This is a genomic window from Segatella copri, from assembly GCF_019249765.2.
Taxonomy (GTDB): Bacteria; Bacteroidota; Bacteroidia; order Bacteroidales; family Bacteroidaceae; genus Prevotella; species Prevotella copri_K.
The window spans coordinates 3,847,514-3,862,622 of record NZ_CP152484.1 but is presented as its reverse complement, the minus strand read 5'-3'; the positions used below and the strand labels follow the sequence as shown (position 1 = coordinate 3,862,622).

The 15,109-nt window shown below is 47.6% G+C and carries 10 protein-coding genes and 1 pseudogene; 1 reads left to right on the top strand and 10 read right to left on the bottom strand.

Annotation, left to right across the window (positions count from 1 at the left end; all coding sequences use genetic code 11):
• Window positions 1–310: 310 nt before the first annotated feature.
• The 4 genes and pseudogenes from KUA46_RS16240 to KUA46_RS16225 form a co-directional block, all read right to left on the bottom strand.
• Complete coding sequence (locus KUA46_RS16240; protein ID WP_153138953.1) at window positions 311–1,210, bottom strand: MlaD family protein; 900 nt, start codon at window positions 1,208–1,210, stop codon at window positions 311–313.
• A 50-nt stretch (window positions 1,211–1,260) separates the two neighbouring features.
• The gene (locus tag KUA46_RS16235; RefSeq protein ID WP_218486684.1) at window positions 1,261–2,601 is read right to left on the bottom strand and encodes an N-acetylmuramoyl-L-alanine amidase family protein; all 1,341 of its coding nucleotides are present in this window, start codon (window positions 2,599–2,601) and stop codon (window positions 1,261–1,263) included.
• 55 nt (window positions 2,602–2,656) lie between these two features.
• Entirely contained in the window at window positions 2,657–3,034 is a 378-nt protein-coding gene (gene folB / locus KUA46_RS16230) for a dihydroneopterin aldolase (protein WP_218486685.1), read from the bottom strand.
• Window positions 3,035–3,100: 66 nt separating this feature from the next.
• Window positions 3,101–3,559: pseudogene (locus tag KUA46_RS16225) on the bottom strand (adenosylcobalamin-dependent ribonucleoside-diphosphate reductase); the annotation flags it as partial.
• A gap of 370 nt (window positions 3,560–3,929) precedes the next feature.
• Here KUA46_RS16225 and KUA46_RS16220 point away from each other — a divergent pair.
• The gene (locus tag KUA46_RS16220; protein WP_022121402.1) at window positions 3,930–4,667 is read left to right on the top strand and encodes a nitroreductase family protein; all 738 of its coding nucleotides are present in this window, start codon (window positions 3,930–3,932) and stop codon (window positions 4,665–4,667) included.
• Window positions 4,668–4,755: 88 nt separating this feature from the next.
• Here KUA46_RS16220 and KUA46_RS16215 read toward each other — a convergent pair whose 3' ends face one another.
• The 6 genes from KUA46_RS16215 to KUA46_RS16190 form a co-directional block, all read right to left on the bottom strand.
• Window positions 4,756–6,219, bottom strand: a complete 1,464-nt coding sequence (locus tag KUA46_RS16215) for an MFS transporter (protein ID WP_218486686.1) — start codon at window positions 6,217–6,219, stop codon at window positions 4,756–4,758.
• 110 nt (window positions 6,220–6,329) lie between these two features.
• Window positions 6,330–7,295, bottom strand: a complete 966-nt coding sequence (gene kduI, locus KUA46_RS16210) for a 5-dehydro-4-deoxy-D-glucuronate isomerase (protein ID WP_118080715.1) — start codon at window positions 7,293–7,295, stop codon at window positions 6,330–6,332.
• 88 nt (window positions 7,296–7,383) lie between these two features.
• Complete coding sequence (locus KUA46_RS16205; RefSeq protein WP_218486687.1) at window positions 7,384–8,748, bottom strand: PTS galactitol transporter subunit IIC; 1,365 nt, start codon at window positions 8,746–8,748, stop codon at window positions 7,384–7,386.
• A gap of 251 nt (window positions 8,749–8,999) precedes the next feature.
• Window positions 9,000–11,477, bottom strand: coding sequence for a bifunctional UDP-N-acetylmuramoyl-tripeptide:D-alanyl-D-alanine ligase/alanine racemase (locus tag KUA46_RS16200; RefSeq protein ID WP_218486688.1), 2,478 nt, complete (start codon window positions 11,475–11,477; stop codon window positions 9,000–9,002).
• Between the two features lie 52 nt (window positions 11,478–11,529).
• Window positions 11,530–12,351 carry a GSCFA domain-containing protein gene (locus KUA46_RS16195; RefSeq protein WP_218486689.1) on the bottom strand — a complete coding sequence of 274 codons (822 nt, stop codon included), beginning with the start codon at window positions 12,349–12,351 and terminating at the stop codon, window positions 11,530–11,532.
• A gap of 15 nt (window positions 12,352–12,366) precedes the next feature.
• Window positions 12,367–14,874 carry a YfhO family protein gene (locus KUA46_RS16190; protein ID WP_218486690.1) on the bottom strand — a complete coding sequence of 836 codons (2,508 nt, stop codon included), beginning with the start codon at window positions 14,872–14,874 and terminating at the stop codon, window positions 12,367–12,369.
• Between the last annotated feature and the right edge of the window lie 235 nt (window positions 14,875–15,109).

The window sequence follows — 15,109 nt, the reverse complement described above, 5'->3', positions numbered from 1 at the left end:
TGATTACTTATATTATTAATACTTTAATTCACAAATGACGGGACGCACCAAAAGATGCGAAATCACGTGCAAAGTTACAAAAAAAATAGGAGAAATGCAAATCCCCTTATTTAAAACATTTTAATAGATAGTCTTTAAATTACTGAATACCAAACACTTGTCTAAAATACAAATATAGCAGACTGAAATTCAGTGAAACAATAATGTAACGTCCCCGAAACGGCTAACAAACAAACAGTTTGCGAGTCATTTCGGGGCGTGAAACATACCGAATCTTATTTAGACTAAATTTATTTAGCTCGGACTCTTTTTACTTGTCTTTTCTGCCGAAAACAGAGAAATGGACATAGCGTTTCGGATGTGCCTTCAAGTCGATAACCAAGGAGTCAGCATGACCCATGGTTGACGTCAGATTGTCGTACAGCTTGGTATCGTTCATCAGCAATCCGAGGCTGCCCTGGTTGCTGTTCAGCTTCTCAGTAAACTGATGAGCACTCTCCAAAGTCTGGTTCACCTTGTTCAAAGTACCCTGCACATCAAGACTGGCCAGATTAGCTGTGAGGCGGTTGGTATTATCCAGCACGCCATTTGCCTTTCCTATCATACCCGGAACCTGTTTGTTGAGACCCGCCATCAGGGTATTCAGTTCACGTGTAGAAACGGTGAGGTTGCTTGTGATGGTTTCCACATTATGCAGCGAAGCAGCCAGAGCCGGGTCAGCCAGCAGCGCATTCACGCTGGTAAGGATAGAGTCCAACTTAGGCAACATCTTTTCCACTACCGGAACCAGGTTGGCAGCCTTATCCATCATGCCTCCGTTTACAGCACCCGGAATGATACCACCCGGTTCTACTCTTTCGCGCGGATTGTTTGCCAGAAGCAGATTCACCTGCAGGTTACCCATCAGGTCCTTTACTATTTCGGCTTTACTGCCCTGCGGGATTCTCAAATCCTTGATAATATCCACCTTTACTTTGATAGGACCATTCTCCTTGTAATCATATTCCAAACCATCCACGGTACCTACCTTATAACCATCCGCATAAATAGGCGTAGAGGCACCCAGTCCCTGGATGTCATCAAACGTTATAAAATAGGTATTGTTGGTAGAGAACAGATTCATGCCTTTCAGAAAATTGATTCCGAAATACAGAATCAAAATACCGACAATAGCTACAAGAGCTATCTTGATTTCTTTTGTTAGCTTCATATTTATCTCTTTATATATTCGTGCTTATATCTTATCCTTACTCAGGTCAATCAGCGGTTTCTGTTCTGTTTGAACTCACGTATAGCCTGATTCACATCATATTTCTTTCCATTCTTGAAAGCTATGATGAAAGCTTCCGGGAACTTCTCGGCAAGCGTCTTGCGCAAGCGGAAAATCTCATTATAGTTGGTAGAGGCTCCCATCGTATATTTCACCATATTGCCTTCCTGATAACTGTCATAACCGGTTTCGCCCTTAAAATGGGCATCGCCCTTGCGGAGCATGCGGTTGCTGACAAATATCTGAAGCTTGAAGACAGGCGCATCGGCTACATGGGCTTTCTGCTGTGCCGGCTGGTTCTGAGCTACAGTTCTGTTCTGCTGGTTCTGTCTGTTCTGCTGCGTCTGTCTGTTCTGCTGAGCCGGCTTATCCTGCTGGTTCTGTCTTCTGTTCTGCTGAACCGTTTTAGCCTTTGTTGCTCTGGTTTCCACATGCTTCACCATTCTTCTCGGCGCAGTATCCGCCTCCTCAGCACGGCGCTCGTCCTTCTCCTGCTTCGTATCAGAAACTATCTTGGCAACCGGCACCGATTCTGTATCCGCAGCTCGATAAGGAACCGAGATGGATTTATCGTATTTATTGCGATATTGCGCAAAACCTTCGTAGATGCCTCGGGCGATATCATCCACCCTGCTGGCATCGTTGAGCAGTCTTTCTTCATCGGCAGTAGTGATGAAACCGAGCTCTATCAGACAGCTAGGCATCGAGGTTTCTCTGAGAACCAGGAATCCTGCCTGATGCACACCCTTATCCGGACGGTTGGCACCGGAACATACCTTTCGCTGGATATTGCGCGCCAGTTCTACGCTTCTCTCCATATTCTTACCCTGTATAAACTCGAAGATGATGTAGCTCTCAGAAGATCGCGGGTTGAAACCCTGATAGGTCTGCTGATAACCCTTCTCCATCGAGATAACGGAGTTCTCTCGCATAGCCACATCGAGATTATCCTTGGCACGGTGCATACCGAGCGTATAGGTTTCAAAACCGCGGGCTATCTTACCGGCTGGCAGCGCATTGGTATGTACCGAGATAAACAGGTCGGCATTGGCACGGTTAGCAATGTTGGCACGCTCTTTCAGAGGAATAAAGACATCCGTCTTGCGGGTATAGATGACTCTCACATCCGGCATATTGCGCTCAACATATTTGCCAAACTGCAATGCCACAGAGAGATTGATATTCTTTTCTTTGGAAATAGCACCAAGTGCACCCGCATCATGACCGCCATGACCTGGGTCGATAACGAGCGTGAAACGGCGGTTGGCGCCTGTCGCTGTCAGCACCAACATACACAATAGGGTCAATATGAATGTTATTTTCTTCAACATATCTTTCTGATGATTTTGCAAAATTACTACTTTTGTATCAGAAAACCTAAATCTACTATAAAGTTTTATCATTTGTTAATACAACTTCTACCCCTGCGCCGTCACAATCTGCTCCAAAAGGAGGATTAACTTTGGTAATGGCGAGTTGTATTTTCTGAATAGTCGGATATTCTGCAAAGAGTCGCTTTCCTATCCTTCCGGCTACATGTTCCAGCAGTTTGCTAGGTATCTCCATCTCCTGTTTCACGAGTTCATAGAGTTCTGCATAGTTGAGGGTTCCAGCCAGTTCATCGGTTTCCATGGCTCTGGAGAAATCATAGAACACATCCAGATTCACCACATAATCGTTGCCCACCCGGGTTTCCTGTGGCAGAACGCCGTGATATGCATGGAAACGGACATTCTTTAAGTATATCTTACTACAGAAAAGCATAGTTTATATCAGTTTCTATCTTGTGGATTAGGATTCGGAATCACTATCATCGTAAAGTTTCATCAGGCTACCATCCTTCAGATATCTCTTCAGGGCTGTCACAACACCTTTCTTCCAGGTATTGATGTTATCTGAAGTAAGCTGGAGCTGATAAACGAGTTTGATGACATGTTCTATAGGCATACGGTAGCGCAGCACACCGGAAATCAGCTTGGCATAGTTCCAGTATTCAGGATTAAACTTCTCGCTCAATCCCTCAACCGTAATCTTATATCCTCGCTTGTTCACAAACTGGAAGTCGTATCGCTTCAATCCTCCATCCAGAATGGTCTTCACAATCTTGCCTTTGCTTACAGATTTAGGCAGCATGATGCCCTCGTCCTCATCCTGCAAACCCGTAAAGATTTCGTATGGATGACCGTCGAGCAGTCCTACCAGAGCCACCCATTTCTCCTTATTATTCTGGAATCGCACCACATCGCATTCCAGTTCTCGAGGTCGCACCTCCATCACTTCAGGAGAGAAAACAGGAAGATGAGTTTCCTCTGAAACAACATTGGCTATCTGATCATAGAGTTTATTCCAATCAGACTGTTCTACATGATAATTCTGATGAAGTGTTGCCAGATTAGCATTCAATTCATCTATAAGAGCCTTGGAAGCCTCTTCAAAAGTCATATTTTCAGTATATTTCATATCAAACGTTTCATATTTAGGTGCAAAATTAAACTTTTATTTCTAAAATCTGAAACGTTTTGGCATATATTTCACTAAAAAAGCGAAAGAAAGACAACTTTTTGGGAAACTTTCACTAACTTTGCAGCAAAATAGGGTTCTGAAATGGAACAGAACTCCTATATATATATAATAAGGTATAATGATAAATAAAAAAGATATGGAATCGATTAAGAACAGAACAAGCATCAGAAAATATGCAGAGAAGGAAGTATCTGAAGAACTCCTGAACCGCCTTTTGGAAGAGGCAGAGCGCACCCCGACAATGGGAAACCTGCAGCTTTACAGCGTTGTGGTAACAAGAAGTGAAGAAGGAAAGAAGGCACTGGCGCCAGCCCACTTCAACCAGCCGATGGTAACAGAAGCCCCTGTCGTCCTCACCATCTGTGCTGATTATCGCCGCACAACCCTCTGGGCGGAGAACCGCAAGGGAACCCCGGGCTATGACAACATTCTCTCTTTTATGAATGCAGCTACCGATGCCCTTCTCTTTACCCAGACCTTCACCAATCTGGCAGAAGAAGCCGGTTTAGGCACCTGCTTCCTGGGAACTACGGTTTATATGCCAAAGATGATCATCGACACTCTGAAGCTCCCTAAGCTCGTAATGCCAGTAGCCACATTGACCATCGGCTGGCCGGCAGAACATCCAGCCCTGAGCGACCGTCTCCCTCTGCGCAGCATCATCCACCACGAGCATTTCGAAGATTACACCCCAGAGAAGATTGATGACTTCTATGCAGAGAAGGAAGCTCTTGAAGAGAACAAGGAGTTCGTTCGCATCAACAACGTAGAGACCCTAGCCCAGGTTTTCACCGACATCCGATACACAAAGAAGGATTGCGAGGCGATGAGCGTTGGTTTTATCGAAGCCCTCAAACAGCAAGGATTTATTTAAAGGTAAAAAAAGTAAAAAGGTAAAAAGGGCACCTCGCTGGTTAACATTCCGCTAGGCTTTTTTACCTTTTTACTTTTTTACTTTTTCGTTATTCTACAACGATTGGCTTGTACTTAGGAACCAATGCCTTCATGATGCACCAGCCTACGAGGTAAGCAACACTACAGATGCAGAATACAATCATGTAGGCACCTGGCTTGCCATCAAAGCCCATGAAGCTGAAGGCTGAACCCTGACCATCTGCATAGGTGAAGAGCATACCGGAACCCTTGTTAATCAGGAAGGAACCGATACCACCTGCCATCGCACCAATACCGGTGATAGTAGCTACAGTTGACTTAGGGAACATATCACCGATGGTAGAATAGAGGTTAGCTGACCATGCCTGATGACCTGCACCGAGCAAACCGATGATGATAGCTGGCCACCATGCACTGTACGCACCCATAGGCTGGGCAATCAGACCGAGCAATGGGAAGCAAGCGAAAATCAACATCGCACGCATTCTACCGATATATGGATTCATACCCTTCTTGTCAACAAAGTAGGTTGGCAAGTAACCACCACCAATACTCAATACGGTTACAATAGCATAGAGAGTGAAAATGAGGGCGATACCCATACCTGAATCTGAAGAATAACCATACTGGTCAGAGAAATAAGCTGGTGCCCAGAAGAGGAAGAACCACCAAACACCATCAGTCATCAGCTTACCTACGATGAATGACCAGGTCTGACGGTAGCTGAAGCACTTCAGGAAACCGATAGTTTTCTCCTCAGCGGCAGTCTCTGTCTCTTTCTCAGCCTCAACCTTTTCGAGGTCCTCATCCTGCTCAATATAAGTAAGCTCAGCCTTGTTTACATGCTTGCTGTCAGATGGTTTGTCATAGAGCCATACCCAGAGGCCCATCCATATATAACCGAGCACACCGATGATGATGAAAGCCCACTCCCAGCCCATGCTGCGAGCCAACAATGGAATGGTAGCAGGAGCTGCCAAAGCACCTACTGAAGCACCACTGTTGAAAATAGCGGTAGAGAAAGCACGGTCTTTCTTAGGGAAATACTCTGCTGTTACCTTGATGGCTGCTGGGAAGTTACCAGCCTCACCCACAGCAAGAATCAAGCGGCAAGAGAGGAACAGCCATACACTGATTGTAGCAATCGCTACGGCTGCATCACTACCAGCCTGTACCATGCGGAGCGCCTCGATAGAATCATATCCTTCCATCTGCATAGCTACCCAACCGCAACCGGCGTGCATCACAGCACCTGTTGACCATACGAAGATAGCGATGAGATAACCTTTCTTGGTGCCCATCCAGTCAACGAACTTACCTGCGAAGAGGTTAGCGATGGCATAGAAGATTGAGAAAAGACCGGTGATGGTACCATAGTGATCATCTGTCCAGTGGAATTCTGGAGCAATAAAGTCTTTCCATGTTAAAGAGAGAACCTGACGGTCCATGTAATTGACTGTGGTTGCGATGAAGAGCAGTGCACAGATTACCCAACGAAAGTTGGACATTTTGCTTGTTGTAATAGGACTCATTTTGCAAAAAGTTTTTAAGCGTTATACTTATTTTTATTTTAGATTACTATTTAGACGGCAAAGCCTGGATCATATTCATCATAAACCAGGTTGCCATATCATGTATTTTATTATTCCAATGTAGGAATCTTCACTACCTGCATATCGTTGTAGATCAGATTCTCACCTGCCATACCCCAGATAAAGGTATAGTTGCTGGTACCTGCTGCACAGTGGATAGACCACTCTGGAGCAATCACAGCCTGCTCGTTGTTCAACCAGATAGGACGTGTCTCCTGTGGTTCACCCATTACGTGGAGAATCTTCTGGCCCTCTGGTACATTATAATAGAGGTAAGTCTCCATACGGCGGAGGTGAGTATGAGCTGGCATGGTGTTCCATACAGAACCCTCCTTCAACTCAGTAACCCCCATCTGCAACTGGCAGGTACGAACACCGGCTACGCCGTCGATAATCAACTGGTGGATTACGCGGTCGTTGCTCTCCTTCAGGCTACCAGCCTTGATGTTGTTGGCATCCTTCAGGGTAACCTTCTTGGTAGGATATGTCTGATGAGCACAAGCGCTATTCATATAGAACTTAGCTGGCTTAGCTGCATCCTTGCTGCTTACCTCGATGTTCTTGGCACCACGACCTACGTAGAGAGCCTCCTGGAAACCGAGTGTATACTTCTTGCCGTCAACGGTAACAGTACCCTCGCCACCGATGTTGATGATACCCAACTCGCGGTTGTCGAGCAGATTCTTCTGATCGTTTGGCTTGTCTGTATAGAGAGGAGCGATAGAAGTCAGCTTCAGAGGAGCGGTTGTTGGCTCAGCACCACCGATGAGGAAGCGGTCGAATAGGGTGTATGTCCAGTTTACCTCGCCTGGAGCAAACACCTTCTCGATAGCGAATTCACCGCGAAGACGGTCTGTTGTATAGTGCTTTGCATCCATCGGATTACTTGCATAACGAACGTTGTAGTTAGTGTAGGCATTTTCTGCCTTCACTTCATAACCACATTTTCCACACTGGCCAAAAGCCTGACTTGCTGTTAATACCATTGCTGCCAATATTAATGTTAATTTCTTCATAATTATCTTGTTTTATTATTGATATTTTATCTTGAGGGGACCAGCGATGGAATCGCTGGGAACGGGGACAGGAGGGGAAAGGCTCTTTTTACCTTTTTACCTTTTCCTCTTCATTCACGATGCGCTGACGGTTGATAACCATCATGGCTACCGTGATGACTGCGAGAACACCCATACCTACGTATGAAAGCTTCACACCGCGATAGATAACCCATCCGAAGAGAGAGGATGCGAAATCGAGTGCACCGCCTGAGAATCCGTCAGGGATATGAGCGGCATTATCGCCTGTTGCTGCATAAACCTGGTTGGCTGCCAGCGTAAAGTCTGGTGCCATATCGGTAACGAAATAGAGACCGATGACGAGGGTTACCAGGCCGATGATAAGCGTCTTCACCACATTACCTCTTGTAAACGGCAGAATCATTGGGAAGAGGTAGAACATACCTGCCAACGAAGCTAAAGGCAAGAATTGGTTGCCTGGCAGGAAGACTGCGATAGCCAGGATAACCGGAATCAGAATCACAGATGCTACCAGAGTAGTAGGATGGCCGATTACCAGGGCAGGACTCATACCGATATGAACCTTCGTGCCGTTAAACTTGGTCTTCACCAACTCCTGTGTCTTCTCTGAGATAGGCTTCAAACCGTCGATAAACAGGGCTGTAATACGAGGAATCAGCTCCATCACGGCTCCCATCGTTACACCCAGGAAGAGAATCTTCTTGATATCGAGCTGGGCTGCCCAACCTATCAGGGCACCTACGATAACACCGAGTACCAGTGGCTCACCGAGCACGCCAAACTTCTTCTTCAGTCCCTCTGCATCGATATCGAGCTTAGAGAAGCCCGGAATCATATCGAAGAGTTTATTGAAAACGATTGCGAATGGCACGAAACTCTGGCAGAATGGCTGCGGAATAGAGATACCATCCAAATCGTAATATTTCTGGAATCTGTCGGCTGTCAGGTCTGCACAGACCAAGGTATTGATGTAGCAGACGATGGCTGCGAAATAGCCCCAGAGCAAACTCTGACCCATCACGAAGTAAGCCACTGCACCGATAAAGGCGAAGTGCCAGTAGTTCCAGAGGTCGATATTCACTGTACGTGTTGTCTTGGTAATCAACATCAGGAAGTTGACACCCAGACAGATTGGGATAATCAATGCTCCCACTGCTGTATTGTAAGCTACAGCTGCAGCTGCTGGCCATCCCATGTCAAAAACGTTTAACTGTAAGTGGTAGATGTCTGAAATAGCCTTCAATGGGTCGTTGAAGTTGGTAGTCAGCAATGCTGTTACCACGCCCAAGCCTACGAAACCCACGCCTACGAAGAGTCCCGACTTCAGAGCCTTTCCGAATTTCATGCCAATACACAGACCGATGACCGTGAAGATGATAGGCATCATCACGCTCGCACCGAGACTGATAATATAGCTAAATACTTGTTCCATTTTAATTTTTTGAATTGTTTAATTGTTAGAAAATACTCGACAAGGAGCACCCTTTTTTGTCTTTAGATGATTTGTTGTGTGCAAAGATACACTTTTTTCTTCAATTACAATACGTTTTGATGGAAAAATTTACGCAAAAAAAATCCCATCAGAACATTTCTGATAGGATTTCTCTATTTTTATACGTTTTTAAATGATTTTTTACCGAATCGGTCTTCATTCTTCCCTCTTCGTTCTTCCCTCTTCACTTCCTAGTCCTGGAAGTAAACTCTCTTCACACGGTTGCTGATGGTGGTCAGCACCTCGTAAGGGATGGTCTCGAGGATGTCGCTCAGTGTCTGGACAGGCAGATGCTCGCCGAAGATTTCTACCGAATCTCCTTCCTTGCAAGGGATGTCGGTCACGTCTATCATAGCCACATCCATACAGATGTTGCCCACATAATCTGCCTTCTGACCGTTCACCAGACAGTAGGCATGACGGTTGCCCAGACGGCGGTTCAGTCCGTCAGCATATCCGATAGGGATGGCTGCGATGACGCTGTCTCTGTCGAGAATCGTCTTGCGGCTGTAGCCCACACTGTCACCTGCCTTCACGTTGTGCATCTGCAGAATGGTTGTCTTCAGGGTGCTCACGCAGTTGATGGTCTTGTTGTTGCGCGAATTGATGCCGTAGAGTCCGAGTCCCAGACGGCACATATCCAGCTGGCGCTCCGGGAAGTGCTCGATACCTGCCGAATTGCAGATATGGCGCAATATCTTATGGTCGAAGGCTGCCTGCAACTGCTTGCTGCCCTTGTCGAAGAGTTCAAACTGATGAGCTGAGAAATCATCGAAACTGTCGTCATCGCTGCCCACGAAGTGAGAGAACACAGAACGTGGGATGATAGCATTCTGGTGCTTCAGCTTGCCGATGAGTTCCTCCATATCGTTCTCAGGGTCGAAGCCCATGCGGTGCATGCCGGTATCCAGCTTGATATGGACAGGGAAACCGGTTACGCCCTCTTTCTCAGCTGCCTTGATGAGCGCATCGAGCAGACGGAAAGAGTAAACCTCAGGCTCCAGGTCGTAATCGAACATAGTCTTGAAGGCGGTCATCTCCGGATTCATGATCATGATGTTGCTGGTGATGCCGTTCTTGCGCAGCGTAACGCCCTCATCGGCTACAGCCACAGCCAGATAGTCTACACGATGGTCCTGCAGGGTCTTGGCTATCTCCACGGCACCTGCACCGTAGCCGTCTGCCTTAATCATGCATACCAGCTTGGTTTCCGGCTTCATAAACGCACGGTAGTAGTTCAGATTGGCTACCACGGCATTCAGATTCACCTCCAGCGTAGTCTCGTGTACTTTCTGTACCAGCAGTTCGGTGAGCTGGTCGAAGCCAAACTGACGGGCGCCCTTCAGCAGAATCACCTCATCGCGCAAGGAAGCAAACACCTCGCTGGCGATGAATTCCTCTACATTCGGGAAGAAGAACTTCTCTGAAATCTGAATCACGTCGTGCTGCTTGCAGAGCTCAGGACCGATACCGATGAACTTTACCACGCCACGTTTACGGGCCAAATCGCTCACCTCTTTATATAATACCTCCGGTGCCTGACCGCTCTGGTAAATGTCGCTCAATATCAGTGTATGGCGACGACCGCGATGGTCAGGACGGCGGTTCATGAAGTCGAGGGCGATATCAAGCGAATTGATATCACTGTTGTAGCTGTCGTTGATCAGCGTACATCCGTGCTGTCCTACCTTCACCTCCAGTCTCATTGCCACAGGTTCGAGCTGTGCCATGCGCTTGTCGATATCTTCAGCCGAAAGACCGAGTTTCGATGCCACGACGGCAGAGATGATGGCATTCTGTACAGATGCATCGTCGATGAACGGGATAGAGAAACTGTCTTCCACACCTTTATATATATAGGTAATCACGCTCACGCTCTGCTGCTTCTCGATGTTCTTTACATAGAAAGGAGCCTCCGCATTCTTGAGCGACCAGAAGAGTTTCTCGCCCTTATAGTCGGGATATTCGGCTATCACCTTGTTGATAACCTCGTCATCGCCATCATAGATTACGGTCTCTGCGTCATGGAAGAGGATGAGTTTCTCCCGGCATTTCTCCTCCATGGAAGAGAAGTTCTCCTGATGGGCAGCACCCAGATTGGTCAGTACGGCGATGGTTGGCTGGATGATGTCACGCAGGGCAAGCATTTCGCCAGGCATACTGATACCTGCCTCGAAAACGCCCACCTGGGTCTGCTCGTTCATCAGCCATACCGACAATGGCACACCTATCTGAGAGTTGTAACTGCGCGGACTGCGGGTAACAAACATGCTTGGCGAGAGCAACTGGTAGAGCCACTCCTTGACCATGGTCTTGCCGTTTGAGCCCGTGATGCCTACGATAGGGATGTTGAACTCGTCACGGTGGCGCTCAGCCAGACGCTGGAGAGCCTCGAGCGTGTTTACTACCTTCAGGAAGTTGGCTCCCGGATAATCAGAAGCATAGCCCTTAGGCACATTCGTTACAACAAAGTTTTTCACACCTCTGCGATACAACTCAGGGATGTAGTTATGACCATCATTACGCTCCGACTTGAGCGCAAAGAACAGAGTTTCCTCTGGGAAACAAAGTGAACGACTATCGGTCAGGATAAAACCGATGTTGGTATCATTGTCTCCATAGCGACGCGCACCTATCAGTGTGGTTACCTTTTCAATAGTATATGTCATTGTCTTGTTATTTAAATATTCTTTATTTTATAAGAGATGATATTTCTCCATTTTATAAGAGATGATATTTCTCCTCAAATTGTATTTTCTTCTCTTCCGTCCTGGCGATGAACTTCTGATGTTCCTCGCTCTCGGGATGGAAGGGCTTGTGGCCGAGTGCTTCGCGGATAGGCCGCCAGTCTTCCAGAAACTGCTCTGCTGCCTTACCGAAGTAAGTTGCCCGGAACCGCTCCCAGATATATTCCACAGCCTGTTCGCTCGGGTGCAGCATGTCTTCCTTGTAGAAGCGGTAGTCACGAAGTTCATCGTTCATAATCTCGTAAGCCGGGAAATAGCTCACCACTCCGGGATTCTCCTTCACTAGCTTATCGGCTGCCAGCAGGAGCGTAGCCTTCGAAAGCTGACTCCCGTGATAGCCGTATTTCGCATAGCGGATAGGGCTTACCGTGATGATTACCTTCAGAGTGCCTTCACTGCTACCGGATGCTGCGGTCTGCGATTTCAGCAGATTGATAGCCTTCTGCAGATAGCCGGCACATTCGTCCACGCTCAGTTCCCGCTCTTCGAAGAGGCGCTGCGGGCGCTTCTGGCAGTTGTCCACTATCTCGCCCGTCTCCTTCAGGATATACACATGGTTGGTACCCAGCGTAAAGACAGCCACACGGGGACGCACCTCGGAACATTTCTCTACCGTATGGAGAATGCTTGCCGGATTATACATCACCCCGAAGGGATTCACCGTAGCCCGGAAGCGGTTCTCCACAAACCGCCTACCCAGATTGTCGGCAAAGCAACTGCCCACAAAGAGCATCCGCTCTGCCGCCCCTATCTCGAAGTCGGCCTTCGGAATATCTATTTCTGTGCGAAACAGCATAAGTCTTTCTCCTTTTTATTCTTTCACTTCCGGAGAAGCCTTCTTGCGCTTTCTCACCTCAACCACTACACCTATTATAATAAGGAGAGCCAGAACGCCATAACCGATGTAAGCCACCGTCTCGGTATTCTTGAGCGACTGAGGATGGAAATCGAGAACCACTTTGTGGTTACCAGCCTTCACGTTCAACGCACGCAGAATATAGTTCACTCTACCCAGCTCAGCCGGCTGTCCGTCAACCGTAGCCGTCCAGCCCGGATAGTAAATCTCAGAGAATACGATCACACCACCCTTGTTCGACTTCACCTCGTAAGTCAGGTTGTTCGGCTTATACTGAATCATCTTCACCACCGAAGTATCATCCTGCTTCACGCTCTGCGCCAGCTGTTCCTTGAATTTGGCATCAGCCACAGCCACGTGTCGGAGGTTCACCTTGCCCACACCATCGATTTCCTCGTTGGCATTGTTCACATACTTCACCTCGTCTACGAACCATGCATTGCCGTAGGCATACGGATTCTGAACAGGAACGGTCTGTCCGCCCTGCAGCGGCATGATGAAGTATTTGGTATTCAGCATGTTCAATACCGGATAGATACTGTCGCCGTTCACCTTGGTCATATCGCCGCCCGCAGCAGCTACCGCCTGCATCGTCTTCTGCATCTCAGGAGCGATGTGAGCATCAATCATCTCCTGGTAGCGACGGAGCTTGGCTGGATGATAGCCGCCGATGCTCTTGTGGTAGTAAGAGGTCTCGTTCTCATTGAATGTATTCGATGCCAGATTCAGCACACGGTAGTCGAGTGCCTTGTCACGGCAGATAATCTTGTCGGTCTCGGTCATCTGCTGCGGTGTATCGCGCTGCGCCTTGTCCACGAACATATCATCGTAGAGATAGCGCTTGTTCACCATCCACATATCCACCAGACAGAGCACGGCGATACCGGCAATCATATATTCCTTGCCCAGCTTCTTCATCTTGAAGAGCATCAGCAGTGCCGAACCGATGAGAATAATCCAGAACGAACGCCAGCAGTCGGATGTGAAGATGCCCTTGCGGATATCTGTCAGATTGCTCATGATTGGAGAGATATACTCCTGAGGCAACTGCTGCAGCGCCTGAGTCTCCTGTACCGATACGAAATCAGGGAAGAATACGCCCGGCATGATGGCGAAGAGCAGACAGAAGCCTGCTGTCAGACCAAAGCTGGCATATACATATTTTATCTTCTCTGTCAGAATCTCCGGCTCATCCACAATCTTCTTCAGCGCCATCATCGCCAGGAGCGGGATGGTGAATTCTGCGATGACGAGGATAGATGCCACCGTTCGGAACTTGGCATACATCGGCACATAATCGAGGAAGAAATTGGTAAACGGCATGAAGTTTCTACCCCAGGCGAGCAGGATGCTCAGGATGGTGGCAGCAAGCAGCGCCCACTTCATCGGACCCTTCACGATAAACAGACCCAGGATAAAGAGCATGCAGACGAAGGCACCTACATATACCGGTCCGCTCGTTCCCGGCTGGTTGCCCCAGTACTGTCCCAGCTGCTGGTAAATCTGAACGAAGTTAGGATCCGCCTTCTCCATCGCCTGCTGGTTCTGCGCCAGCGGAACGGAGGCACCGCCCTTGGCATCCGGAATCATCAGCGTCCAGGTTTCGTCGATACCGTAGCTCCACTGTGTGATATAGTCTCTATCCAGACCGCTGCTGGTCTGGTTAGCCACATTTTTCTTTACTAGTTCGCTCTTTCCTCGCATGGTTTCCTGACCATACTGCCAGGTATGATAAAGGTTCGAGAGGTTGAGCGAGATACCGATGAGGGCACCCACCACGCATACCGCCGTAGCCTTTCCGAAGCGTGCGAGTTCACCTTTCTTGATGGCATCTGCCAGGAAGGCAATCACCATGAAGAGGATGATAAAGAGGTAGTAATAAGTCATCTGCACGTGGTTAGCCTGCACCTCGAAAGCCGAGAAGATGGCAGTAAGGAGCAGTCCCTTGAGATACTTGCCCCGATAGGCAAGCACCACGCCCGCAATCATCGGAGGCAGATAAGCCAGCGCCCATACCTTCCAGATATGTCCGGCAGCGATGATGATGAAAAAGTAGGACGAGAATGCCCAGATGATACTTCCCAGCGCCGCCAGCGACTGTCTGAAGTTGAAGGCACGCAGCATAATATAGAAGCCCAGGAGGTATACGAAAACATACCAAACATAGTCTGGCAACCACAGATGATATGCCTTCACAATCTGGCTGAGCACCTGATTACTGTCATACGAAGGCGACATCTGATAGGTAGGCATACCGCCAAACACCGAGTTCGTCCATCGTGTAGTCTCTCCCGTCTGCTGCTGGAAGAGTTCCTTTTCATGTCCCAGTCCCTTTCCTGCCGCTGCATCATGTCGGAAGAGGATTCGTCCGTCCATATCGGCAGGCATAAAGTAGACGAAGGAGATGATTGCAAATGCAATAACTACCAGAATATCCAGTAGATACTTCTTCAAAAATTTCATATTTCTATATAAACGTTTATAATTTGAAGGCAAAGATAGCACAAATTGGAGACAAAACAAAAAAATATAGCAAAAATTTATATTTTTTTTGTTGAGAAAGTTATATTAGGTCAGAAATAGGGGTTCCCCTCTATCATTTAGGGAAACACTCGCTGCCGTTTCGATTTTTATCCCTACCTTTGCATCGTAAAACAAGTTTCTTCAAACAGTATATATTAATGTATAAAAGAATAAG

What these genes read in the sequence shown, in the direction of transcription:
- KUA46_RS16240 (WP_153138953.1), bottom strand. Translation starts at nt 1,210, where the DNA reads ATGAAGCTAACAAAAGAAATCAAGATAGCTCTTGTAGCTATTGTCGGT.
- KUA46_RS16235 (WP_218486684.1), bottom strand. Translation starts at nt 2,601, where the DNA reads ATGTTGAAGAAAATAACATTCATATTGACCCTATTGTGTATGTTGGTG.
- folB (WP_218486685.1), bottom strand. Translation starts at nt 3,034, where the DNA reads ATGCTTTTCTGTAGTAAGATATACTTAAAGAATGTCCGTTTCCATGCA.
- KUA46_RS16220 (WP_022121402.1), top strand. Translation starts at nt 3,930, where the DNA reads ATGGAATCGATTAAGAACAGAACAAGCATCAGAAAATATGCAGAGAAG.
- KUA46_RS16215 (WP_218486686.1), bottom strand. Translation starts at nt 6,219, where the DNA reads ATGAGTCCTATTACAACAAGCAAAATGTCCAACTTTCGTTGGGTAATC.
- kduI (WP_118080715.1), bottom strand. Translation starts at nt 7,295, where the DNA reads ATGAAGAAATTAACATTAATATTGGCAGCAATGGTATTAACAGCAAGT.
- KUA46_RS16205 (WP_218486687.1), bottom strand. Translation starts at nt 8,748, where the DNA reads ATGGAACAAGTATTTAGCTATATTATCAGTCTCGGTGCGAGCGTGATG.
- KUA46_RS16200 (WP_218486688.1), bottom strand. Translation starts at nt 11,477, where the DNA reads ATGACATATACTATTGAAAAGGTAACCACACTGATAGGTGCGCGTCGC.
- KUA46_RS16195 (WP_218486689.1), bottom strand. Translation starts at nt 12,351, where the DNA reads ATGCTGTTTCGCACAGAAATAGATATTCCGAAGGCCGACTTCGAGATA.
- KUA46_RS16190 (WP_218486690.1), bottom strand. Translation starts at nt 14,874, where the DNA reads ATGAAATTTTTGAAGAAGTATCTACTGGATATTCTGGTAGTTATTGCA.